This is a genomic window from Zavarzinia marina, assembly GCF_021568905.1.
Taxonomy (GTDB): Bacteria; Pseudomonadota; Alphaproteobacteria; order Zavarziniales; family Zavarziniaceae; genus Zavarzinia; species Zavarzinia marina.
The window spans coordinates 355,444-377,249 of record NZ_JAKGSB010000001.1; the positions used below are offsets into that span (position 1 = coordinate 355,444).

The following is a 21,806-nucleotide window of genomic DNA, read 5'->3' on the forward strand; positions in this document are numbered from 1 at the left end:
GTTGCGGTGCGGCGAGACGCGCTGCTAGAGTTCTTCCATGGTGACGTTGCGTAATCCCGACCCGCTTCTCGATCGGATCGAAACCGCTTTCGACCGGCAGCCCTTCTCGGCCCTGCTCGGCATGCGCCTGGTGCTGGTGGAGCCGGGGCATGTGGTGGTCGAAATGGCGCCCCAGCCGCAATTGACGCAGCAGCACGGCGCGCTTCACGCCGGCGCCACCTCCAGCCTCGTCGATACGGCGGCGGGCTTTTCCGCGCTGACCCTCATGCCCGAGGGGGCGGACGTGATGTCGGTCGAATTCAAGGTCAATCTGATGGCGCCGGGGAAGGGCACGCTGTTCCGTGCCGATGCCCGCGTGCTGCGCGCGGGCCGCACCATCACGACGGTCGAAGCCAGGGCCCAGGCCCTTCAGGCCGACGGCCAATGGCTGGATTATGCCAGTTTCCTCGGCACCATGATCTGTCTCAGGCCGAAGGCCGCCTGAGACCTTTCGCGGCGCCTCACCGCTCAGCGAAAGCCGCGGCTCTCCGAACGCGCGCGGGCGTGACGGTGCAGATGGACACCGAGCGAACGCGCCGCCATGACGCCCAGCACGATCATCAGCGCGACCGCGGCCGCCTGGCCCATCGGCACCCACCATTCGAGACCTTCGTACCAACCCGTGGGCAGATTCAGCATCTTCGCCTCCTGGTTTCGCTATGACCCGCAGGTAACGCCGAAACGGCGTCGCCCGCATTGACATGGGTCACACATCGGTACGGATGGCAGGGTCTTCAAGGCGCACGCGCGGCAGGCATTCCGGGTATTCCGCATTGAGGTAGGCCAGGAGTTTTTCCCGCACCTCGCAGCGCAGGTCCCAGGCCTCGGGCGAGGTGGCGGCGCTGACCAGGGCGCGGAGCTGGATCGTGCGGTCGGTCGCGTCGACCACCTGGAGGACGACGATATTGCCGTCCCAGAGCGGGGACTCCTTGGCGATTTCCTCGAGTTTCACGCGGATCTTGTCGACCGGGGCACGGTAATCGGCATGGAAATGGACGCTGCCGATCAGATTGGTGCTCTCCCGCGTCCAGTTCTGGAACGGCCTGTCGATGAAATAGGTCAGCGGCACGATCAGGCGCCGCCAGTCCCAGATCTTCACGACGACATAGGTCGAGGTGATGTCCTCGATCCAGCCCCATTCGTTCTCGATGATCACGGCATCGTCGACCCGGATCGGCTGGGTCAGGGCGATCTGGATGCCGGCGAACAGATTGGCCAGCACGGGCCGCGCCGCGAAACCCGCCACGATGCCGGCGACACCGGCGGAAGCGAAGAGGCTGACGCCGTATTGGCGCACGGTCTCGAAGGTCATCAGGGCGGCGGCGACGGTCAGCAGGCCGACGATCAGATCGGCGGCGCGCAGCAGCAGGCGGATCTGGGTGTAGTGCTTGCGCGCCAGGAAATTGTCGGTCGAGGTCTGGCTGCGGAAGCGGCGCAGGTGCAGGTCGCCGGCGATATGGAGCGCGACGATCAGGCTCCAGCCGACCAGCAGGATGAAGGCGACGGCCAGCGCCCGCGCCAGCCCGGCGGCGAGGCCGGGCGGCAGCGCCAGATCCTGGATCACGAGGGAGAGGGCGGCGATCAGGAAGGCCACGCGCGACGGCGCCCGGATGCGTTTCTCCAGCGATTGCAGGAACGGCCGGCTCGGCTTGATCAGGCGCTGAGCCAGGCGCATCAGCACCCAATGCACGAAGACGCCGACGGTGACGGCCGCCGCCAGCATGAAGACGGAGACGGCCCAGGGCGGCAGCAGCGGCGTCAGGCTGCCGAGCTTCTGGGCGACGTTGCCGGTATCGTTCATGACCGCGCGTCAGCGAACTGACGGCGGAATGTCGCGAAGCCCGTTCGTGGTGGAACCGCTGAGGATACGCATGATGCCTCCATTCGTTCAGGTGCGGGGAAACCCCGCGGCGCCCCGCCGCTTCATGCCGTGCCCGCTTCATGCGGGAGGGGAGGCGCGCTGGAATGGGGCCAGACGAAGGCCTGACCGTCGAAAGCCCCAGTCTGACCGACCAGGGCCGTTGATGCAATGCAGCGAAGCCGGGCCTTGTTCCCGGCGGCGGTCAGAGCAGCCCCAGGCTCTTGAACGAGGCGTGGCCGTGGCGGCCGATGACCAGATGGTCGTGGAGCGCGATGCCGACGCCCTTCAGGGCCTTGGCGAGGTCGCGGGTCATGTCGATGTCGGCGCGGCTGGGGGTCGGATCGCCGGAGGGGTGGTTGTGGACCAGGATCAGGGCGGAGGCCGAGAGGTCGAGGGCGCGTTTCACCACTTCGCGGATGTAGAGCGGCGACTGGTCGACCGTGCCCTTGCCGTGGCCCTCGTCGGCGATCAGCACGTTCTTGCGGTCGAGGAAGAGGACGCGGGTCTCCTCCCGGCTCTCGCGGGCGAGGCGGGCGCGGCAATAGTCGAGCAGGGCGGCCCAGGACGAGATCACGGGCTTCTTCACGACGTCGGCGGCCAGCAGGCGCAGCGCCGCCTCGCGCACGGTCTTGACGGCGATGGCGGCGATTTCACCCATGCCGTCCTGGCGTTCGATCTGGTCGAGGGGGGCGGCGAGGAGATCGGCGAGGGAACCGAAGCGCGCGATCAGGTCCTTGGCCAGCGGCTTCACGTCCCGGCGTGGGATGGCGAGGGCCAGCAGCAGTTCCAGGATCTCGTAGTCCGGCATGCCCTGGCCGCCGGTCTCGCGAAAGCGGGCGCGCAGCCGGCCGCGATGGCCGTGGTAATGCGGGGCCGCTTCGGGGGACTCGTCCCCCGGCTTCCGATCGTCGGGTGCGGGGGTGGTCTCAGGCGCCATAGGGGGGCTTGGTATAGCCCGCGGGAGAAAGGGTGAAGATCTCGATGCCGTCCTCGGTCACGCCCACCGAATGCTCGAACTGGGCGGAGAGGGAACGGTCCCGCGTGACGGCGGTCCAGCCGTCCGACAGCATGCGCACGTCGGGCCGGCCGATGTTGATCATGGGCTCGACCGTGAAGAACATGCCCGCCTCGATCACGGGACCGGTGCCGGGACGGCCGTAATGCAGCACGTTGGGCGCGTCGTGGAACACGCGGCCGAGGCCGTGACCGCAGAAATCCCGCACCACCGAAAGGCCGAAGCCTTCGGCATAGCGCTGGATGGCATGGCCGATGTCGCCGAAATGGGCGCCGGGGCGGATCACCGAAAGCCCCTGCATCAGGGATTCATAGGTGACGTCGATCAGGCGCCGCGCCTTCACCGGGATATTGCCGACCGGATAGGTGCGGTTGGTATCGCCGTGCCAGCCGTCCAGGATCACGGTGACGTCGATGTTCAGGATGTCGCCTTCGCGCAGGGGCTTGTCGCCGGGAATGCCGTGGCAGATGACGTGATTGATCGAGGTGCAGACGGACGCCGGAAAGCCCCGGTAATTGTAAGGCGCGGGCCAGGCGCCATGATCCAGGATGAATTCGCGCGCCAGATCGTCCAGCCGGCCGGTGGAGACGCCGGGCCGCACCTCGGGCGTCAGCATGTCCAGGCATTCGGCGGCCAGGCGGCCGGCCTTGCGCATCCCCTCGAAATCGGCGGCGGTATGGATCTTGATCTTCTCGCTGCGGCGAAGGGCGAATTCCTGCGCCTCGTCGAGAGCGTCATCGGGGGGAAGGGCTTGTGTGGTCCTGTTCATTACTTGTCCGGAACGATTGGAATTTCCCGGTCGAGGCTAATGCCCGCCGGCGTCATCGCGCAAGCATAGCACAGCGCCGCCACCCCCCGCGCCATGGCATTTCGGCATGCCCGGTCATAGGCGGGGTCGATGTCGGCGGCGGTGGCGAAGCGTTCCGCGTCGGTCCGTTGCACGAGATAGAGGAGGACGGCGCGCCGGCCCGCGGCGACGGCCTCCGCCAGTTCCTCGAGATGCTTGGCGCCCCGGGCGGTCACGCTGTCGGGAAATTCGGCAAGACCCGGCCGGCGCGACAGGGTGACGCTCTTCACCTCGACCAGGCAGTCCGGCCCGCCGTCCACGTGGTCGCTCAGCAGAAGGTCGATGCGGCTGTTCCGGCCGTAGGCGACTTCGCGCCGCAGCCCGCCATAGCCGCCGAGCGCGGGAATGCGCCCCGCCGCGACCGCCTCCGCCACCACCGGATTGGCGGCGGCGGTGTCGATGCCGACCAGGGCGTCGCCGATCTCGACCAGCTTCCACGACCAGCGCAGCTTCCGCTTCGGATCGCGCGCCGGCGCCAGCCAGACCCGGGCGCCTTCGGGGGCAAGGCCCAGCATGGAGCCGGGATTGGCGCAATGGGCGGTGACCGCCGTGCCGTCGTCCAGCACCACATCCGCCAGGAAACGCTTGTAGCGGCGGACCAGGCGGCCGCCGACCAGGGGATCGGGGAAGTTCACGTCCAGATCAGGGGCGGCGGCCGGCGCAGCAGGCGTCGAGTTCCGCGGGATCATGGGCGCAGAACATCGTGATCTCCTTGCCCCGCGCCTGTTTCAACTGGCGCAGGCGCTCCTGGTTGCGGCGGCGTTCGGTGCCGATCGTGTCGGTCCCGGCCTGGAAGGCGCGCAGGCCCTTCGGCGTCCAGGGCTCGGCGGCCATGGAGCCATGGTGGAAATAGGCATCGCCGGCATGGAGGATCCAGCCCTCCGGCGTGCGCACGGCGACGCCGCAATGGCCCGCCGTATGGCCGAACAGGGGCACCAGCAGCACGTCGCTCTCCCGGTCCGAAAGGGCGCGCACGGCGCCGAAGCCGAACCATTCCTCGCCCTCGGCCTCATAGAGCTTCCATGAGGGGCCATGAGCCCATTGGGCGGGGATATAGCGCTGCTTGGCGGCCATGGTCCGGCGCGCCATGGCGGCCTCGTGTTCCTTGGCGTGGAGATGGACCGTCGCCTTCGGAAAATCGCCGAGCCCGCCGGCGTGGTCGAGATCCATATGGGTGAGCACGACATGGCGCACGTCGTCGGCCGAAAAGCCGAGAGCCTGGACCTGGGCCAGCGCCGTCTCGGCGGGATCGAGGCACGGCTGGGTCATCAGCACGAAGCCGGTGCCCAGGCGCTGGCGCGGCGCCGCCAGATCGGCGGTGCCGAGGCCGGTGTCGACCAGCACCAGGCCGTCGTCCGTCTCGATCAGCAGGACATGGCAGACCATATGGGCCCGGCCCAGCAATCCGCCCCGCCCCGAAATCAGCCGCCCGCCGAAGGGGCACATGGTCGCCGCGTTCAGATGATGCACCTTCATCGCCGAATCCCCTCGTTGCAGCAGGGGAAGCCTAGCACGGGAAGGGAGAGGCGCGGTCCGAAAGGGAGGGATCACCCCGCCTTCTGCCGCGCCTCCTGACCGAAGGACGAGAGGGCGTGGGCGCTTTCGGGGAGTTTCAGGGTGCCGGCTTCCAGCATCTTGCGACGGTAGGTGAAGCTCTGGGCGGTCTGGGCGAAGAGGTGCTCGCCGGCGATCATGGCCGGCATGTCGGTGCCGTCGCCCCGGCGGAAGCGGGGCAGGGGGGCGACTTCGGTGTGATAGTCGAGGTTGAAGAACAGGGGAAAGGAGAAGCGTTCCTCCTGTACCTTGCGCACCCGATGGCTGGTGGCGACATAGGCGCCGTTGGTCAGCACTTCCATCACGTCGCCGATGTTGACGACGAAGGCGCCGGGCAGGGGCGGCACGTCGATCCACTGGCCGAGGCCGTTCATGACCTCCAGTCCCGGCGCCGTGACATGCAACAGGGTGAAGCATTCATAGTCGGTATGGGCGCCGATGCCGGTGGCGTCCTTCGCCGCCGGATCGAAGGGATAATGCACCAGGCGCAACTGGCTGGGCGGCTTGGTGACCATGGCATCGAACAGGCCGGCCTCTTCTCCCATCGAGAGCGCGAAGGCGCGCAGCAGATCGCGGCCGAGGGCCATCACCGCTTCGTAATAGGCATAGACCTTCTCGCGGAAACCCGGCATGTCGGGCCATTGATTGGGGCCCAGCATGGGATTGCCGGCCAGATAGTCGGGATCGTCCGCCGGCAGGTCGACGGAGAGGTCGAAGGCTTCCTTCAGATCCTTGGTGGCGCCGTAGAAGACTTCCTCCCCCTCGGGGACATAGCCGCGATGGTCGGTCGACTGGCCGATATAGACCTTCATCTTCTCGTCCAGCGGCAGGGCGAAGAAGCTCTTGGCCGCATCGATCAGGCCGTCGAAGAGTTCGGGCGCCATGCCGTGGCCGGTCAGATAGAGGAAGCCGACGTCGCGGGCGGCATCGTGCAGCTCGCGCGCCAGCCGGGCCCGGGCGGCCTCGTCGGTGCCGCGGATCGCGCTCAGGTCGATGACCGGCAGGCTGGTGAAGTCACGCTTGGCGTTCATGATGCGACCTCCCTGGGCTCAGGCTCCCGTGGCGCCTTCCGCGCCGTGGCGGGCGTGCTGGCCGAAGTTGTGGATGGCGCTGGCATCGTCCGGCAGGGTGATTTCCCCGGCGGCGAGGCGCTTCTGCAGATAGACGAAGCCCTGGGCGGTCACGGCGAACAGGTGCTCGCCCGCGACCACGGGCTTTCGCCCCGGCCCCTCGGCGTCGGCGAACATGGGCAGGGGAGCGACCCTGGTGTGATAGTCGACGCTGAAGAACAGGGGGAACGAATAGCGTTCCTCCTTCACCTTGCGCACCCGGTGGCTGGTGGCGACGAACTGGCCGTTGGTCCAGGTCTCCATCATGTCGCCCAGGTTGACGACGAAGGCGTTGTCGAGGGGCGGCACGTCGATCCACTCGCCGGCGCCGTTCATCACCTCGAGGCCCGGCGCCGTCACCCGCAGCAGGGTGAAGACCTCCATGTCCGTATGGGGGCTGATGCCCAGCGCATCGCCCGGCGCGTCCGGGTTGAAGGGGTAATGGACCAGGCGCAACTGGCTGGGCGGCTTGGTGACATAGCTGTCGAACAGGCCGGGATCCTGGCCCAGGGCCTCGGCGAAGCCGCGCAGCAGGGTGCGGCCGACATTCATCACGCCGTCGTAATAGGCGCCGACCCGCTCCTTGAAGCCCGGCCGGTCCGGCCATTGATTGGGCCCCAGCATGGGATTGCCCGCGACATAGTCGGGATCGTCCGCCGGCAGGTCGATGGAGAGGTCATAGGCTTCCTTCTGATCGGGGACGCCGCCGTAGATCACTTCCTCCCCCGTCGGCACGTAACCGCGATGATTGCGGGAATTGCCGATATAGACCTGCATCTTCTCGTCGAGCGGGCGGGCGAAGAAATCCCGGGCGGCGGCCAGCAGGCCGTCGAAGAGCGCGGTGTCCATGCCGTGGCCGGTGACATAGAGGAAGCCGACCCGCCGCGCCGCATCCCCCAGTTCCGCCACCACGCGGCCGCGCGCCGCTTCGTCCGTGCCGAACAGGGGCGCGATGTCGACGATGGGAAGGCTGGTGAAATTGCCGGGCGTGCTCATGGTCACTTCCTCTTACGCGGCGGGTTACAGTTTGCCGTCGGCGGCCAGGGCGGTGATGCTGTCGTCGTAGCGCAGCTTCACGTTCTCGGGATCGCCCAGGATCTTGCCGCCCGGCAGTTCGATGCCGACGGCATCCGGGCTCTGCGCGCCTTCGCCCAGCAGGCCGTGATCGAAGCTGAAGCGGGTGACGAGGCTGACGGCCGTCTCGAGTTCCGGGCTGCGGTAGAAATCGACCGCTTCCTTCGGCGTCATGAACAGATAGGTGGTGTCGAGCTGGGTCTGGAAGCCGGGCACGTCGGTGCCGGATTCCTTGGCCATGTAGGCCAGCGCCTCGGCCGCCTTGTCGTCCTTGGCGGCCATGATCGACAGCGCCTCGTACCACGCGCCGACCAGGGCCTTGCCGAAGGCGGGGTTGTCCTTCAGCACCTCGGTATGGACCAGGGCGACGTCCTGGATCTCGTAGGGGATCCGGGTCGAGTCGAAGACGGTGGAGACGTCCTTGGTCGCCTGGATGTCGGACAGCGGCGGCTTCCAGGCGGTGATCGCCTGAACGTCGCTGGACAGGAAGGCGGACTGGAATTCGGCGTCGGAGATATTGACCGTCTTCAGGTCCGCTTCGGTCAGGCCGACGCTGTCGAGGGCGCGGGCCAGCATGTAGTGGGAGACGGAGAATTGCACCAGATGGACGGTCATGCCCTTCAGGTCGGCGAGCGTCTTGCCCGCGCCCTTCACGACGATGCCATCGTTGCCGTTCGAATAATCGCCCATGACGAGGACGGTGCTGTCCACGCCGCCGGCGGCCGGGATGGTCAGGGCATCCATGCTGGCGATCAGCACGCCGTCGAACTGGCCGGCGGTATATTGGTTGACCCCTTCGATGTAGTCGGGGATCTCCACCAAGTCGATCTTGATGCCGTATTTGTCGGCCCATTTGTCGATCAGGCCGAATTCATCGGCGTAATACCAGGGCATGAAGCCGGCATAGATGCCGATCGCCATCTTGAACTCGGTGCGTTCCTCGGCGGCGGCCGGCTGCATCAGGCAAAGCGAGCAGGCAGCGGCGGCGAGAAGGCCGGCGAAATGTCCGCGGAACATGGGTGTCTCCTGGTGGTGGGCCCCCGGCACCTGCCGGGGGCTCGATCGTGTCGGGTCAGAGCTTCCCGTCGGCCGCCATGGCGGTATAGGTGTCGTCGTAGCGCAGCTTCACGTTGCCGGCATCGCCCAGGATCTTGCCGCCCGGGAGCTCGATGCCGATGAAGTCGGCGCTGGCCGCGCCTTCGCCGAGCAGGCCGTGGTCGAAGCTGAATTCCGAGACCAGGGCCAGGGCCTCGGGCAGTTTTTCGCTGCGGTAGAATTCGGTCGCCTCGGCCGGGGTGCTGAACAGATAGGTGGTGTCGAGCTGGGTCTGGAAGCCGGGGACGTCGGTGCCGGCGGCCTTGGCCATGAACTCCATGGCGGCCTTGCTGGTGTCGTCACCCTTGGCGATCAGGGCCAGGGTCTCGTACCAGGCGCCGACCAGGGCCTTGCCCAGCGCCGGATTGTCCTTCAGCAGGTCGGTGTGGACGATGGCGATATCCAGGATCTCGTAGGGAATGCTCGAGGAATCGAAGACCGACGAGACGTTCTCGACGCCCTGCACGTCCGACAGCGCCGGCTTCCACGAGATCAGCGCCTGCACGTCGTCGGTCGAGAAGGCGGCGACGAAATCGGCGTCGGAGATGTTCACGGTCTTGAGGTCGGCCTCCTTCAGGCCGACGGTCTCGAGCGCGCGGGCCAGCAGGTAGTGCGAGACCGAGAACTGCACCAGATGCACGGTCATGCCCTTGAGGTCGGCGACGGTCTTGCCGGCACCCTTCACGACGATGCCGTCATTGCCATTGGAATAGTCGCCGATGACGAGGACGGTGGTGTCGACGCCGCCGGCGGCCGGGATGGTCAGCGCGTCCATGGAGGCGACCAGCACGCCGTCGAACTGGCCGGCGACATATTGGTTCACACTCTCGATATAGTCGGGCACCGGCACGAAATCGATCTTGATGCCGTATTTGTCGGCCCATTTGTCGATGATGCCGGCGTCGTCGGCATAGAACCACGGCATGAAGCCCGCGTAGATCGTCGAGGCGATCTTGAATTCCGTCTTCGTCTCCGCCGCGGCGAGGCCGGGCATGAGGGCGGCGCTGCAGACCGCGACGGCGGCGATGCGTTTCAGGCTCTTCAACATGCAACTCTCCTCGTTACTGTCAGCGGGCAAGGGTGGTGGGGCGAAGCGCGGTGAAGTCGACGAGATCGGTGAGCACGCCCTGAAGCGTCTCGATGCGCCAGACATGGTCGGCGCGGCCGCCGTCGGCGGCGACGCCCGTGGTCACCAGACCGGCGCCGCCATGGGCGGTGACGGGGGCGAGGCGGGCGCCCTCGCGGAACGGCAGGCTCGAATGGCCGATGGTCCAGCCGCTCTCGTCGATGGTGCCGTAGGAGATTTCGCAGTCGATCAGGGCAAGGGCGGCGGCCATGTCGCCGGCGTCGGCCACCAGATCGCCCAGGGTCTCGCCGGCGCCGAGGGGAACGCCCCGGTCGCGCGCGAACATGAAGCGATCGCCGACCCGGACGATGAAGCCGATCCGGCCGTCGGCGCCGATCAGGCGCGCGGCGGCGGCCGGCAGGGTCGCCTCCTTGTCCCGGTGCCAATGTTCGACATAGGCGACGTCGCGGCCTTCCTCGACCAGGACGTCGCCGTCGAAGCGCAGGAAGCCGGCGTCGGAATAGGGGGTGACGGGCTGCAGGTCGAATTCGCGCCGCCATTCGAAGCATCGGCCGTCGAACACCAGTTCGCCGGCAAAACCCTCCTGCCCGGCGAGCCACAGCACCTGATCGCGGTCGAGATCGTCGAGACAGGAAACGGCGGCGAAATCGGGCCGTCCGGCGGGGCGGCGCAGGTCGATGTAGAAGCTCGGACCCTGCAGCCAGCGCACGTCCGTCGTCCCGTCCCGCGCACCGTCGGGCCAGACGATCAGCGAGCGTTGCCAAAGTCCTCTGACGGTCGCGACAGACAGCACGGCGGCCTCCATGATCTGGAACTGTCACAAATCATGTATGCAGTTTGTGCGCTGCAATAGGGGTGAAATGTCGATGGTGGTCATAGATGAAATCTATGACTCGCTGCGCTCCAACTCCGCGAGAATGGCCGTCAGCAGCAATTCCGTGGCGGTGCCGCGCTCCCCTTCGCCCCTGGTGATCACATAGACGTGGTAACTGGGTAGAATGTCCACAGGGAGCAGCGGCCACAGCATGGCGCCCGCCGCCTCGGCCACCACGGTGGGCAGGAAGCCGATGCCGAGGCCGAGTTCGATCAGGCGCCGCACCTCGTGCAGGTTCTCGGCCAGGCCGCCGACCCGTTCGCCCAGTCCGAAACGGCGCCGGAACTGGCGCAACTGCTCGGTCTCGTCCTCGCCGGTCAGGATGAAGCGTTCCTGCACGAAATCGCCCGGATGGCCCAGCATCTCGCCGAAATGCGGGTGGCGCGGCCCGCAATAGAGCTGCTGGGTCTCGCGCATCAGGGGGTAATAGGTCAGGCCGGCGGCGACCGCCGTATCGCCCGCGATGCCCATTTCCGCCTCGCCCGAGGCGACGGCCTGGATGACGGCGCTGTGGGGCGCGATGTCGAATTTGATCTCGATCCCGGGATAGCCGGTGTTGAAGCCGACCAGGGCGCGTTCGAAGGCGGGGCAGACCAGGCTGGAGATCATGTGCAGGCGGATCGATCCCTCGACCGTGCCCGCCGCCTTGGCGACCTCATGGGGAACGTCGCGGGCGGCCAGCGCCATCTGTTCGCAGATCTTGAGCAGCGCCTGGCCGGCGGCGGTCGGCACCACGCCGCTGGCACGGCGATGGCAGAGCGTGGTGCCGAGCTGATCCTCCAGGCGTTTCAGGGCGGCGCTGATGCTCGGCTGCTGGCGGTTCAGGCGCCGCGCGGCGGCGCCGATGCCGCCCGAGCGCACGATTTCGACGAAGAGCTTGAACAGGTTCCAGTCGATGCGCTGGGCGAAGACGCGGTCGTTGGTGGTATCGGCGGCGCGGGCCGGCACGGCCTGGGCGGCGGGTGCCGCGACCGGCTGGATGGCTCTGGGGGACGGGCGGTGGTTGCTGGGCATGGCGGCTCCGGCGGCGCGGCGACCGCCCATTCTGCGCCGCTTCCGCCCGTCCGGACAAGCGACGGCCCGGATGCGGGCGACGCAATCATGTTTCGCGGCGGCGGCGATGGACTATAGTGCGGGCCATGACCAGCAATGCCCCCGACACGGAAGACATGACGGACGCCCCGGCCGGCTCGCCCCGGATCTACACCGCCGCCCTGGCGATCATCGGCAACGAGATCCTGTCGGGCCGCACCCAGGACGCCAATCTCGCCCATCTGGCGAAGACCCTGAACGCCTGGGGCGTCGAAATGCGCGAAGCCCGCGTCGTGCCCGACATCGAGGCGGAGATCGTAGCGGCGGTGAACGCCATGCGCGCGCGCTACGACTATGTCTTCACCACGGGCGGCATCGGCCCCACCCATGACGACATCACGGCCGATTCGATCGCCGCCGCCTTCGGCGTGCCGGTGGTCGAGCATCCGGACGCCATCGCCCTTCTCGAAGCCCATTACCCGCCGGGCGGCCTGACGCCGGCGCGCCGCCGCATGGCGCGGGTGCCGGAAGGGGCGGGGCTGATCGACAATCCGATCTCCAAGGCACCGGGTTTCCGCATCGCCAACGTCTTCGTCCTGGCCGGCATTCCCGCCGTCATGCGCGCCCAGCTCGAAGGCGCGCGCGCCTTCATCAGCGGCGGGCGTAGCGTCATTTCGGCCACCGTTTCGGTCCTGGTCGGGGAAAGCCGCATCGCCGAACTCCTGTCGGCGACCCAGGACCGGTTTCCGGATGTCGACATGGGCTCCTATCCGTTCTTCCGCCGCGCCGGGCTCGGCACCGCCCTGGTGCTTCGCGCGCGCGAGGCCGATCGCCTGGAAATCGCGATGGCGGCCCTGACCGATGCGCTGGTCGCCGCCGGCGTCGAGGTGCACCCGGGCGAAATTCCGGATTGACGGACCGGCGATCGGAAGTCGGCGGCGATCCTGTGACGGCGGTCGCAACCAAGCCGCAATTTCGGGGTTACTATGGTCGGGAATGACCGATCCTGAATTCGGAGTATCGAACGTGAAGAAAATCGCCGCCGTCGTCACGGCACTGACCCTCGCGGGCTGTGCCACGGGGTATCGCCCCGTGATCGACCCCGCGACCTCGAGGGCCCCGCAGGGCTATTACGAAAGCGACCTCGCCTATTGCCAGAATCTGGCCGACCAGGTGCCGACCGCCAATGAAGCCGCGTCCAACGGCCTGGCCGGTGCGGCGCTGGGCGCCATCGCGGGCGGTATCGCCGGTTCCTTCTCGGGCGATTTCGGCAAGGGCTTGGCTGCCGGTGCCGGTATCGGCGCCGCCGCCGGCGTCGCGCGCGGCGGTCTGACCGCCGAGGAGGAGAAGCGCCGCGTGATCGACAATTGCATGCGCAACCGGGGCTATAGTGTCCTGAACTGATGCGTCTTCCGCGTCCGCGGGCCCTCGTGATAGAAGGCGGTTCGCCTCCGGGGCCCGCTTGGCGGAATTGGTAGACGCAAGCGACTTAAAATCGCTCGGCTTTTGCCTTGCCGGTTCGAGTCCGGCAGCGGGCACCATGGAGGCGGGGATGAAACGAGAGCGACGCGGGGCAAGTCCCGCAACCACGGAAATCCTGCGATCGAAGCGCACGGCCCGGACCCGAAGAGGTCTCTGGGCCGTGCCGCTCGTCCTTATGGCGGCGGGGCTCGGCGCCTGCGCCAATCCCCGGGCCGATGCCGCGATCTCGGCGCAGAACAGCCTCGTCGGCCTGACCAAGGCGCGGCTGCTGTCCTGTGCGGGCGCCCCTGCCGCCGCCATGGCGTCGAGCCCGAACGAGGAAGTCCTGACCTACGAGAGCCGGCACGTCACGGGCTACAGCAGCGGTCCCAGCTTCGGTTTCGGGGTCTTCGGGGCCAGCGGCAGCGTCGGCTACGGCCTCGGCTTTCCGGTCTTCGGCGGCACCCGTGTCGAGGATGTCGACAATTGCCGTGCCACCTTCACGCTGCGCGACGGCGTCGTGACCCGGGTGGTCTACGGCGGTTCCGACGACCGCACCACGCGGCGCCTGGAGCAATGTTATCAGATCGTCGAGAACTGCCTGCCGTCCCTGGCAACGACCCCGTAAAGGCCGACGACTCCGTCTAAGACAGACACCGGACGCGAAACGGAAGAAAGCCCGGCTGGAGGGGTCAGCCGGGCTTTCGTGGTACCCGATTGGGCTTTCGAAGGGCCGCCGCGGGGCAGAGGGGCAGATGGCGGTCCTTCGTGGGCACCAGGGCCCCCCGGGGGATGAAGTCGGGGGGCTTTTCCGTGCCGCCTTCGTGCTCGGCGGCGTGTCTTCAGATTAGCCGCAAATGGCGCCGCATCCGGGCGACATTGTGACCTTTTCAGGGCGCCGCGCTTTTCCCCGCACGGCGCCCTATTTCCGGACGGCCCCCTCTTTCCTGATGGCCAGGCGCCGCGCATGATGGCGCCCCAAAAAGAAGCGGACATGACTCGAATCTCCTCCCCCTCCGCCGATGAGATGCCGCGCGGGCTCGCCCGGATCGGCGGCGCCTTCCGCCACCGGGCCTATCGGCTGTTCTTTTCAGGGCAGGCGATCTCGCTGACCGGCACCTGGGTGCAGATGGTGGCCCTGAGCTGGCTGGTCTACCGCCTGACCGGCTCGGCGCTGATGCTCGGCACCGTGGTCTTCGTCAACCAATTGCCGATCTTCCTGCTGTCGCCGCTGGCCGGCGCCCTGGCCGACCGCGTGGCCAAGCGCCGGCTGGTGATCATGACCCAGGCGGCGCAGATGGTCCTCGCCGCGCTCCTCGCCGTGCTGACCCTGAGCGATGCGGTCACGGTGCCGGCGATCCTCGTCCTGTCGGCACTGGTCGGCATCGCCCAGGCGATCGACATCCCGACCCGCCAGGCCTTCGTCGTCGAGATGGTGGGCAAGCCCGACCTGCCCAACGCCATCGCGCTCAATTCCTCCCTGTTCAACGCGGCGCGGCTGATCGGGCCGTCGATCGGCGGCCTCGTCGTCGCGGCCGTGGGGGAGGGCTGGTGCTTCGCCATCAATGCCGTCAGTTTCGGCGCCGTCATCGCCAGTCTCGCCCTGATGCCGGTGACCGGGGCGCCGTCTCCGGCTTCGGGCGGGCGGGGGCTCGCCGCAATCGTCGGCGGCTTCGCCTATGTCCGGGCCGAGAAGCGCGCCTTCCGCCTGCTGGCGCTGGCCGGTTGGGCCAGTCTCGTCGGCATGCCCTATACGACGCTGCTGCCGATCTACGCCGATCTCCATCACGGCGGCGGGCCGGACACCCTGGGCCTGCTGATGGGGGCGGCCGGGGCCGGCGCCTTCCTCGGCGCCGCCGGGCTCGCGATCCTGGGCCGGGCGCCCGGGATCCGGGCCGCCGCCGTCGCCGCCATCGCCTTCGGGGCGGCGCTGTCGCTCTTCGCCCTGGCGGGCTCGCTGCCGCTTGCGCTCGGCGCGCTGGCCGTCGCCGGCTTTTCCATGATGACCCTGGTCGGCTCGGTCAACATCGGGCTTCAACTGATGGTGCCGGACGAATTGCGCGGCCGGGTCATGGCCCTGTTTTCCATGATGTTCCTCGGCATGGCGCCCTTCGGCGGGCTGCTGGTCGGGGCGGCGGCGGAGGGGATCGGCGTCGTCGCGGCGACGGTGATCGGCGGCGGCCTCTCGGCCCTCGCCGGCGTTGTGATCCTGCTCACTATGAAAGCGCGCGGGGCCGTGCTCTGATCCCGCCTCAATTCGGGCGCGATTCCGGCTTCTGCTGCCGGCCAGCCATGGATGCGACACTGGAATGGTACGGGGAAGCATGAGCAAGGGTTGGACGTTCCTGAAACACCTCTGGGCCCTGGTCCTGCCTTATTTCAAATCGTCCGGCGGCAAATGGGCGCTCGCCTTCTTCGCCTTCCTCGTCGGCCTCAGCTTCGTCATCGTCGAGCTCAGCGTCAGGATCAACTACTGGAACAATCGCTTCTTTACGGCGCTCCAGGAGAAGAATGCCGACGCCTTTTGGAAGGAGATGGGCGTCTTCGGGTATCTGGCCGCAATCTTCATCACCATCGCCGTGCTGCGCTATGTGCTGCAGCAGGTCTTCGAGATCCGCTGGCGCACCTGGTTGACCAATCATTTCATCGACCGTTGGACCACGTCCGACGCCTACTACAAGATGCAGATGACGCATCGCGCGACGGACAACCCCGATCAGCGGATTTCCGAGGATCTGCGCCGTTTCGTCGAACTGACCCTGGCGCTCTCCCTCAGCTTCATCAGCAATGGCGCCACGCTCGTGTCCTTCGCGTTCGTCCTGTGGAGCCTGTCGGCGCCGATCGAGACCTTCAACGTCAACGGCACGGAAATCACGATTCCGGGCCTGCTGTTCTGGATCGCACTGCTTTACTCGATCGGGATTACCTGGGTTCTGCATCTCATTGGCCGGCCGCTGGTTCGTTTGAATTTCGAACGCGAACGGGTGGAGGCGGATTTCCGCTTCGATCTTGTGCGCGTCCGCGAAAATGCCGAGGCGATCGCCCTTTATGATGGCTCAATGGTCGAGCGTGGCCGCCTGAAGGACCGCTTCGAACGCGTGCGCCAAAACTTCATGGAGATTGTGAAGCGGCAGAAATATCTTGTTGCCGTGCAGGCTTTTTTCGATCAAGCGACAGTGCCGCTGCCCTATCTGCTCATGGCGCCGATCTATTTCATCGGCAAGATCCCCTTCGGCCACATGACCCAGACCGCCAGTGCCTTCAGCCAGGTGCAGAACGCCTTTTCCTGGTTTGCCAATCTCTATCCGACCCTGGCGGAATGGGTCGCGGTGGTGCAGCGCCTGACCGGTTTCATCGAGGTTCTGGAAGCGGCGGAACGCGAGACTTGCGCGGCCCGGCGAGTCACTGAACTCGGTAACCGCGATTGGGTGCTCGAGGGCGTCAGCATCCGCCTGCCGGACGGGCGCCATCTGACGGATGCTGATCTTTCTTTCAAGGCCGGCGAGAGCGTGTTGATCACTGGGCCATCTGGTTCCGGCAAATCGACCCTGTTCCGTATCCTGGCCGATATCTGGCCCTATGCTGAAGGGTTGATCACCGTGCCGCAGGATGGCGACAAGACCCTGTTCCTGCCGCAGCAGCCCTATGTGCCGGTCGGCACCCTGCGGGCGGCGGTCAGCTATCCCATGGCCGAAGGGACCATTCCCGATGCGATGCTGGCCGAAGCACTCTACGACGTCGGCCTCGGCGATCTCGCCGGACGGCTGGACGAGGAGGGGCATTGGCAGATGCGGCTTTCGGGCGGTGAATTGCAGCGCCTCGCCATTGCGCGGGCCCTGGTGCTGGCGCCGAAATGGCTGTTCCTGGACGAGGCGACCTCGGCCATGGACGAGGCGATGGAGGCGCGTCTTTATGATCTGATTCGCAGGCGCCTGCCGGATGCGACCCTGGTCTCCATCGGCCACCGCAGCAGCCTGAAGGCATTCCACGACCGCGAGATTGCTTTCGGAGCGGCGACTTAGGGTCAGAACCCCCGGGTCGCAGCCAGTTCCGCGAAGGCGACCATGTCGGGGTTGCGCCAGTAGCGCACCTTGGCGATCTCGTCGCGGATCGCGGCGGCGAAATCGGTGCACAGGCGGTGGGCCCGGCCGGTGATCTGGTCGGGCGCCTGCAGGCGCGCGGCGAAGATCGTCTGGGTGTGCTTGCTGGTCGGCTGAAGGACGGGGCCGATGGTGCTGCCGATCACTTCCGCCATCTGCTCGATCCGCTCCAGATGGAAGAAACGCTCCAGCGGCGATTCCTCCTCGTCCTCGAGGCGGGTCGCCTTATGGACGGCGAATTCGACGTCGGCGACCAATTGGTCGCGCCAGCGGTTCAGGGCATGGATGGGCAGGCCGGTCGGGCGCAGCACATGGCGCAGGCGGACGAGCATGCCGACCACCTGGCGCACGTCCGGCATGTCGCTGGTGAAACTGTTGCGGTTCACGACGGCGGCGGCATAGCGCCGGCCGCTGCGCCCCAGGGGACCGCGGTCCAGGCGCGCCATCAGGTCGTTGGCGGTCGCCAGCAGCATGGGCTGCACGATCGGGGCGTCGAACAGGCCGGCGCGGCGGCAGGCGCCGACGATCTCGTCGACGCGGGAGATCGCCTGGCCCAGGTGCTCGCGGCCCAACTCGTCGATGACCAGCGGCTGATCCTCCTTGCGGCTTTCGGCGGCGAGGCGTCCGAGCTCCACGGCGAATTCGTGCAGCAGGGTGGACAGCCGGGCGACGAAGGCTTCGGCCGTGCGCGGCGTATTGCCGGGGTTGCGCTCGGCGATATAGGCGGCGACGGCGCCATAGGCCTCGCGCCGGTTGAGGAGGCTGATGGGCAGGGTCTCGGCGGTCGCCGACGGCAGGTTGGCCGCGACCAGATCCCGCCCGAGGGCGAGGGTCGCCGTCACCAGACGCCGGCCGGCATCCTCGGGATCGGCATGGGGCGGGGTCGTCCGCAGGGTCGCGTCGATGGCGGGCGTGATGATCGGCCAGGCCCGCAGCACTTCGATCAATTCCTGGATCTGGCCGGGGCCGATCGGCGACATGATGCGCGCCTTTTCGGGCAATTGGCGGTCGCGCATCGCCGTCGCCACGGTGCAGAAGGCTTCCGTGTGCTGGCGGTCGCCCAGGATCTGGGCGAGACGGGTGACGGTCAGGACCCGAAGCTGCTCACGCAGCGCACGGGCCTCCGGCAGTTCGATCGCTTCGTCCACCAGCCGGTCGACGCAGAGACGGTCGAGGAGATGCGCCGCCTCCGCCGCCTTTTCGGGATAGATCGAGCGTGCCAGTGCGTTCCAGATGCCGCCGATGTCGCCCCGTCGAAAGACATAGGGCGCGCGCACCGGCGGCTCCGCGACTTCGGGGTCGAGGTCCAGCAGCGACTGCAGCAGGCTCGAGAACATGCGCCGCGCGCGCTGCGGGCGCAGCGTGTTCAGACGCTCGACCAGGACGTTGCGGAACGAACTGACGCGGTCGTCCGCCGCGCCGTCGGCGGAGGGCAGGTCGGCCAGCAGTCTGGCAAGCTTCTCGGCCGGCAGCGAGGTCGCCAATTCCGTAGCCTTGGCAATGGGGTCTCGTGTACCGTCTTTGGGCTTGTCTGAATCATGCGTCGTCATGGAATCAGATTAGCGGGCACATCGTTAACGACTGGTTCAACGTTAACGACTGGTTCGACGTTAACGACTACTCCAACGGCCGGCTCTCCGGGCCCGGCCGGCCCATGTGGTCTACCGCTGGAACAACTTTCGAGGGCATCATGCGCTCTGGCAATCCTATGCTGCGCGACACCACCTTCACGCGCGAGATCGCGGCCGCGGGCGACGCGATGACCGTTTCCGGTGTCGTCAACAAGACCGGCATCCTGCTGCTCGCGGTGATCGGGGCCGGCGCCTACATGTGGTATGCCTTCGCCAATGCCGTCGCGGCGGGCGACGAGGCGCGCATCGGCGTGCTCGGCACCGCCATCACGGTGGCCCTGGTGGTGGCGATCGTCGCCAGCCTCGCCACGATCTTCAAGCGGACCTGGGCCGGCGTCACGGCACCCGTCTACGCGGTCGCCGAAGGTGTGCTGCTGGGCGGCATCTCGCTCTTCTTCGAGATGGCCTATCCGGGGATCGTGGTCCAGGCGGTGATGCTGACCTTCGGCGTCTTCGGCGTCCTGCTGTTCCTCTATCGCAGCGGCATCATCCGCGCGACGGAGAATTTCAAGCTGATGGTGGTGTCCGCCACCGGCGCCATCGCGCTGGTCTATCTCGTCGACATCGTCATGTCCTTCTTCGGCGTGCGCATCCCGATGATCCACGAGGGCGGCACGATCGGCATCGTGTTCAGCCTGATCGTGGTTGCGATCGCGGCGCTGAACCTCGTGCTCGATTTCGATTTCATCGAGAAGGGCGCCGAGGTCGGCGCGCCGCGCTACATGGAATGGTACGCCGCCTTCGGCCTTCTGGTGACGCTGGTCTGGCTCTATCTCGAGATCCTGCGCCTGCTCGCCAAGATCCGGTCGTCCAATTGATCCCGGCCGTCGTCCGGCTCGGCGCCTGCGCGGGCGAGGGGGTGGCGGGCGCCCCCGCCCGGGTTCTCGACGGCCGGCCGACCACGCGGCTGTGGAATGAATATGCCGATGCCGGCGAACGGCTCTATGCCGGCGTCTGGTCCTCGACCGAGGGAAGCTGGCCCGTCGACTACACCGAGGAAGAGGTCTGCGTCATCCTCGAAGGCCGGGTGCGCCTGACCTCGGACGACGGCGCGGTCAGCGATTTCGGCCCGGGCGACGCCTTCGTCATCCCCAGCGGCTTTCGCGGCATCTGGGCCTCGCTGGACCCGGTGCGCAAGCTCTACGTCGTCTACGAGCCGGCGGCGGCCTGAAGATCGGGTGAAGATCAGGCAGGCCGGTCCAGGGCCTTGTGCAGATTGACGAAAGCCTTGGCGAACATCGGATAGATCGCCTGCTGGATCAGCCAGCCGGTGAACGGCACGCGGCCGTCGAAGGTGATCGTATATTCGAGACGCGTGCCGTCCGGCACATCGCTGAAGCGCATGATGCCGACATGATTGTGGATCGGGCCGCCCCCGGTCACACGGTATTCATAGCGCTCGTGGGGCTGGAATACGGTCACCGTCTCCTCGACCGGCGGGAAGGGGCCCATCTTCACGTGACGGACCGAGCCCAGCCCCTCCGGCCAGTCGGGATCGTCGGATTTCCGGACGCAATAGGTGCGCCCCGGAAACATCCCGCCCATGCCTTCATGGCTGGCGCAGAGCGCGAAGACATCCGCGCGCGGCGCCCTGAAGACCGTGTCGAAATGCATCGCGTTGCGTGCCATGGCGCCCTCCTGACCTTGGCCTCACTCTGGCCGCCGGTTCCCGGGGCCGCCACGGCCAAATGGACGAGACGTCTCAGCGCCTGCCGAGCACGCCGGGGGGCAGGGCGTTGCCGGTCTCGTCGTCGTCGTCCGCTTCCGCCGCCATGGCACGCTCGCGGGCGTTCTGCTCGCGCACCGCGGGGTCGCGCATGATCAGCGGCGCGAGATCGGTGAGATCGATGAAATTGTCGGCCTGGCGGCGCAATTCGTCGGCGATCATGGGCGGGTTTGAGCGCACGGTCGAAACCACGGTGACGCGCACGCCGCGCATCTGCATCGCCTCGACGAGGCGGCGGAAGCCGCCGTCGCCCGAGAACAGCAGGGCATGATCGAGGCGGGGCGCGAGATCCAACATGTCGCAGGCGAGCTCGATGTCCATGCCGCCCTTGATGCGGCGCCGGCCCTGGCTGTCGGTGAATTCCTTGGCCGGCTTGGTGACGACGGCATAGCCGTTGTAGTCCAGCCAGTCGACCAGCGGGCGGATCGGCGAATATTCCTCGCCCTCCAGGAGAGCGGTGTAGTAATAGGCGCGGACCAGGCGCCCGCGCTTGCTGAACTCCGCCAGAAGGCGGCGATAGTCGATGTCGAAACCGAGGTTCCGGGCAGCCGAGAACAGATTCGCGCCGTCGATGAACAGAGCGAGGCGCTCGTTCGCGTAAAATGCCATAGTCAAATTCCTGCTGGGCAACACGCCAGTTAGGGCAATATGCCGATTCGGGGGATACCGGCTTCACATTTCGCCAATGCAGCAAGATTAGGGCAAATGCGACACGCGGGAAAGTGCCTGCAATGATTTTGATCGGCGCCGGCGCCAACCTGCCGGGCCTCGACGGCCGCAGCCCGGCGGAGACCCTGTCCGCCGCGCGGGCCGCCCTCGACGCGCGGCCCGATATCGCCGTCGCCGCCGCCTCCGGCCTCTGGGAGACGGCGCCGGTGCCGGTCTCGGACCAGCCCTGGTATGTGAACGCGGTCTTCCGCCTCGACACCGGGCTTTCGCCCGACGCCCTCCTGGCCGCGCTTCACGAGATCGAGGCCGCCTTCGGCCGCACCCGTCACCGCCGCTGGGAGGCGCGGGTGCTGGACCTCGACCTGCTCGCCCATGGCGCCACGGTCATCGGGGGAGACCAGTCGCGCGGTCTCGTGCTGCCGCACCCGCGCATCGCCGAGCGCGCCTTCGTCCTCGAACCCCTGGCCGAAGTGGCCCCCGACTGGCGCCATCCGCTGACCGGCGTCTCGGTCGCCGACATGCTCGCCGCCCTGCCGCCCGGCCAGACCTGCCGGCCGCTGCGCCCGTCCTGACCGCCGCTCACGACCTCGGTTCCCGGCGCTGCTTTCGGCCAGGCTTGCTTTCGGGTCTGC

General features: G+C 67.3%; 24 protein-coding genes and 1 tRNA gene. 10 read left to right on the plus strand and 15 right to left on the minus strand.

The features are described from left to right. The first annotated feature begins 37 nt into the window (after window positions 1–37). Window positions 38–484, plus strand: a complete 447-nt coding sequence (locus tag L2U69_RS01670; protein ID WP_236104613.1) for a PaaI family thioesterase — start codon at window positions 38–40, stop codon at window positions 482–484. Between the two features lie 23 nt (window positions 485–507). Here L2U69_RS01670 and L2U69_RS01675 read toward each other — a convergent pair whose 3' ends face one another. From L2U69_RS01675 to L2U69_RS01730, 12 genes are all read right to left on the minus strand, one after another. Then, on the minus strand, window positions 508–678 hold the full coding sequence (locus L2U69_RS01675) for a hypothetical protein (protein WP_236104614.1): 171 nt from the start codon (window positions 676–678) through the stop codon (window positions 508–510). Window positions 679–745: 67 nt separating this feature from the next. After that, window positions 746–1,840 (minus strand): mechanosensitive ion channel family protein, encoded by a 1,095-nt coding sequence (locus tag L2U69_RS01680; protein ID WP_236104615.1) that lies wholly within the window; start codon window positions 1,838–1,840, stop codon window positions 746–748. A 262-nt stretch (window positions 1,841–2,102) separates the two neighbouring features. Beyond that, window positions 2,103–2,837, minus strand: coding sequence for a RadC family protein (radC, locus tag L2U69_RS01685; RefSeq protein ID WP_236104616.1), 735 nt, complete (start codon window positions 2,835–2,837; stop codon window positions 2,103–2,105). After that, window positions 2,827–3,570 carry a type I methionyl aminopeptidase gene (map, locus tag L2U69_RS01690; protein ID WP_236105743.1) on the minus strand — a complete coding sequence of 248 codons (744 nt, stop codon included), beginning with the start codon at window positions 3,568–3,570 and terminating at the stop codon, window positions 2,827–2,829. Before map ends, radC begins: the two co-directional genes overlap by 11 nt. 113 nt (window positions 3,571–3,683) lie before the next feature. Beyond that, window positions 3,684–4,451 carry a DNA/RNA nuclease SfsA gene (sfsA, locus tag L2U69_RS01695; protein WP_268967201.1) on the minus strand — a complete coding sequence of 256 codons (768 nt, stop codon included), beginning with the start codon at window positions 4,449–4,451 and terminating at the stop codon, window positions 3,684–3,686. After that, entirely contained in the window at window positions 4,405–5,238 is an 834-nt protein-coding gene (locus tag L2U69_RS01700; protein ID WP_236104617.1) for an MBL fold metallo-hydrolase, read from the minus strand. The genes sfsA and L2U69_RS01700 overlap by 47 nt, the downstream gene beginning before the upstream one ends. A 71-nt stretch (window positions 5,239–5,309) precedes the next feature. Then, complete coding sequence (locus L2U69_RS01705; protein ID WP_236104618.1) at window positions 5,310–6,347, minus strand: isopenicillin N synthase family dioxygenase; 1,038 nt, start codon at window positions 6,345–6,347, stop codon at window positions 5,310–5,312. An 18-nt stretch (window positions 6,348–6,365) separates the two neighbouring features. Then, window positions 6,366–7,421: an isopenicillin N synthase family dioxygenase gene (locus tag L2U69_RS01710; protein ID WP_236104619.1), complete on the minus strand. Its 1,056-nt coding sequence runs from the start codon at window positions 7,419–7,421 to the stop codon at window positions 6,366–6,368. A gap of 24 nt (window positions 7,422–7,445) precedes the next feature. Continuing rightward, entirely contained in the window at window positions 7,446–8,516 is a 1,071-nt protein-coding gene (locus L2U69_RS01715; RefSeq protein ID WP_236104620.1) for a putative urea ABC transporter substrate-binding protein, read from the minus strand. 55 nt (window positions 8,517–8,571) lie between these two features. After that, on the minus strand, window positions 8,572–9,642 hold the full coding sequence (locus L2U69_RS01720; protein ID WP_236104621.1) for a putative urea ABC transporter substrate-binding protein: 1,071 nt from the start codon (window positions 9,640–9,642) through the stop codon (window positions 8,572–8,574). A 19-nt stretch (window positions 9,643–9,661) separates the two neighbouring features. Beyond that, window positions 9,662–10,474, minus strand: coding sequence for a hypothetical protein (locus L2U69_RS01725; protein WP_236104622.1), 813 nt, complete (start codon window positions 10,472–10,474; stop codon window positions 9,662–9,664). A gap of 93 nt (window positions 10,475–10,567) precedes the next feature. Beyond that, complete coding sequence (locus L2U69_RS01730; protein ID WP_236104623.1) at window positions 10,568–11,569, minus strand: LysR family transcriptional regulator; 1,002 nt, start codon at window positions 11,567–11,569, stop codon at window positions 10,568–10,570. Window positions 11,570–11,694: 125 nt separating this feature from the next. On the opposite strand from L2U69_RS01730, the gene L2U69_RS01735 reads away from it, so the two are divergent. The 6 genes from L2U69_RS01735 to L2U69_RS01760 all read left to right on the plus strand — a co-directional run bounded on the left by L2U69_RS01735 (window position 11,695) and on the right by L2U69_RS01760 (window position 17,070). After that, window positions 11,695–12,501, plus strand: coding sequence for a competence/damage-inducible protein A (locus L2U69_RS01735; RefSeq protein WP_236104624.1), 807 nt, complete (start codon window positions 11,695–11,697; stop codon window positions 12,499–12,501). Window positions 12,502–12,613: 112 nt separating this feature from the next. Then, window positions 12,614–12,991: a hypothetical protein gene (locus L2U69_RS01740; protein ID WP_236104625.1), complete on the plus strand. Its 378-nt coding sequence runs from the start codon at window positions 12,614–12,616 to the stop codon at window positions 12,989–12,991. A 52-nt stretch (window positions 12,992–13,043) separates the two neighbouring features. Beyond that, a tRNA-Leu gene (locus L2U69_RS01745) sits at window positions 13,044–13,128 on the plus strand. 101 nt (window positions 13,129–13,229) lie between these two features. Continuing rightward, a complete protein-coding gene (locus tag L2U69_RS01750) occupies window positions 13,230–13,676 on the plus strand; it encodes a hypothetical protein (RefSeq protein ID WP_236104626.1) in 447 nt (148 codons plus the stop codon). 366 nt (window positions 13,677–14,042) lie between these two features. Continuing rightward, on the plus strand, window positions 14,043–15,293 hold the full coding sequence (locus L2U69_RS01755; RefSeq protein WP_236104627.1) for an MFS transporter: 1,251 nt from the start codon (window positions 14,043–14,045) through the stop codon (window positions 15,291–15,293). Between the two features lie 79 nt (window positions 15,294–15,372). Then, on the plus strand, window positions 15,373–17,070 hold the full coding sequence (locus L2U69_RS01760) for an ABC transporter ATP-binding protein/permease (RefSeq protein WP_236104628.1): 1,698 nt from the start codon (window positions 15,373–15,375) through the stop codon (window positions 17,068–17,070). A gap of 2 nt (window positions 17,071–17,072) precedes the next feature. On the opposite strand, the gene L2U69_RS01765 is transcribed toward L2U69_RS01760, so the two are convergent. Continuing rightward, window positions 17,073–18,632, minus strand: coding sequence for a hypothetical protein (locus tag L2U69_RS01765; RefSeq protein WP_236104629.1), 1,560 nt, complete (start codon window positions 18,630–18,632; stop codon window positions 17,073–17,075). Window positions 18,633–18,838: 206 nt separating this feature from the next. Here L2U69_RS01765 and L2U69_RS01770 point away from each other — a divergent pair, with 206 nt between their 5' ends. Further along, a complete protein-coding gene (locus tag L2U69_RS01770) occupies window positions 18,839–19,597 on the plus strand; it encodes a Bax inhibitor-1/YccA family protein (protein ID WP_236104630.1) in 759 nt (252 codons plus the stop codon). Further along, entirely contained in the window at window positions 19,594–19,950 is a 357-nt protein-coding gene (locus L2U69_RS01775) for a cupin domain-containing protein (RefSeq protein WP_236104631.1), read from the plus strand. Before L2U69_RS01770 ends, L2U69_RS01775 begins: the two co-directional genes overlap by 4 nt. A 14-nt stretch (window positions 19,951–19,964) precedes the next feature. On the opposite strand, the gene L2U69_RS01780 is transcribed toward L2U69_RS01775, so the two are convergent. Continuing rightward, window positions 19,965–20,408, minus strand: a complete 444-nt coding sequence (locus L2U69_RS01780) for an SRPBCC family protein (RefSeq protein WP_236104632.1) — start codon at window positions 20,406–20,408, stop codon at window positions 19,965–19,967. 73 nt (window positions 20,409–20,481) lie between these two features. Continuing rightward, on the minus strand, window positions 20,482–21,114 hold the full coding sequence (locus L2U69_RS01785) for a LabA-like NYN domain-containing protein (RefSeq protein ID WP_236104633.1): 633 nt from the start codon (window positions 21,112–21,114) through the stop codon (window positions 20,482–20,484). A gap of 122 nt (window positions 21,115–21,236) precedes the next feature. On the opposite strand from L2U69_RS01785, the gene folK reads away from it, so the two are divergent. Then, on the plus strand, window positions 21,237–21,746 hold the full coding sequence (gene folK / locus L2U69_RS01790) for a 2-amino-4-hydroxy-6-hydroxymethyldihydropteridine diphosphokinase (protein WP_236104634.1): 510 nt from the start codon (window positions 21,237–21,239) through the stop codon (window positions 21,744–21,746). Window positions 21,747–21,806 lie beyond the last annotated feature (60 nt).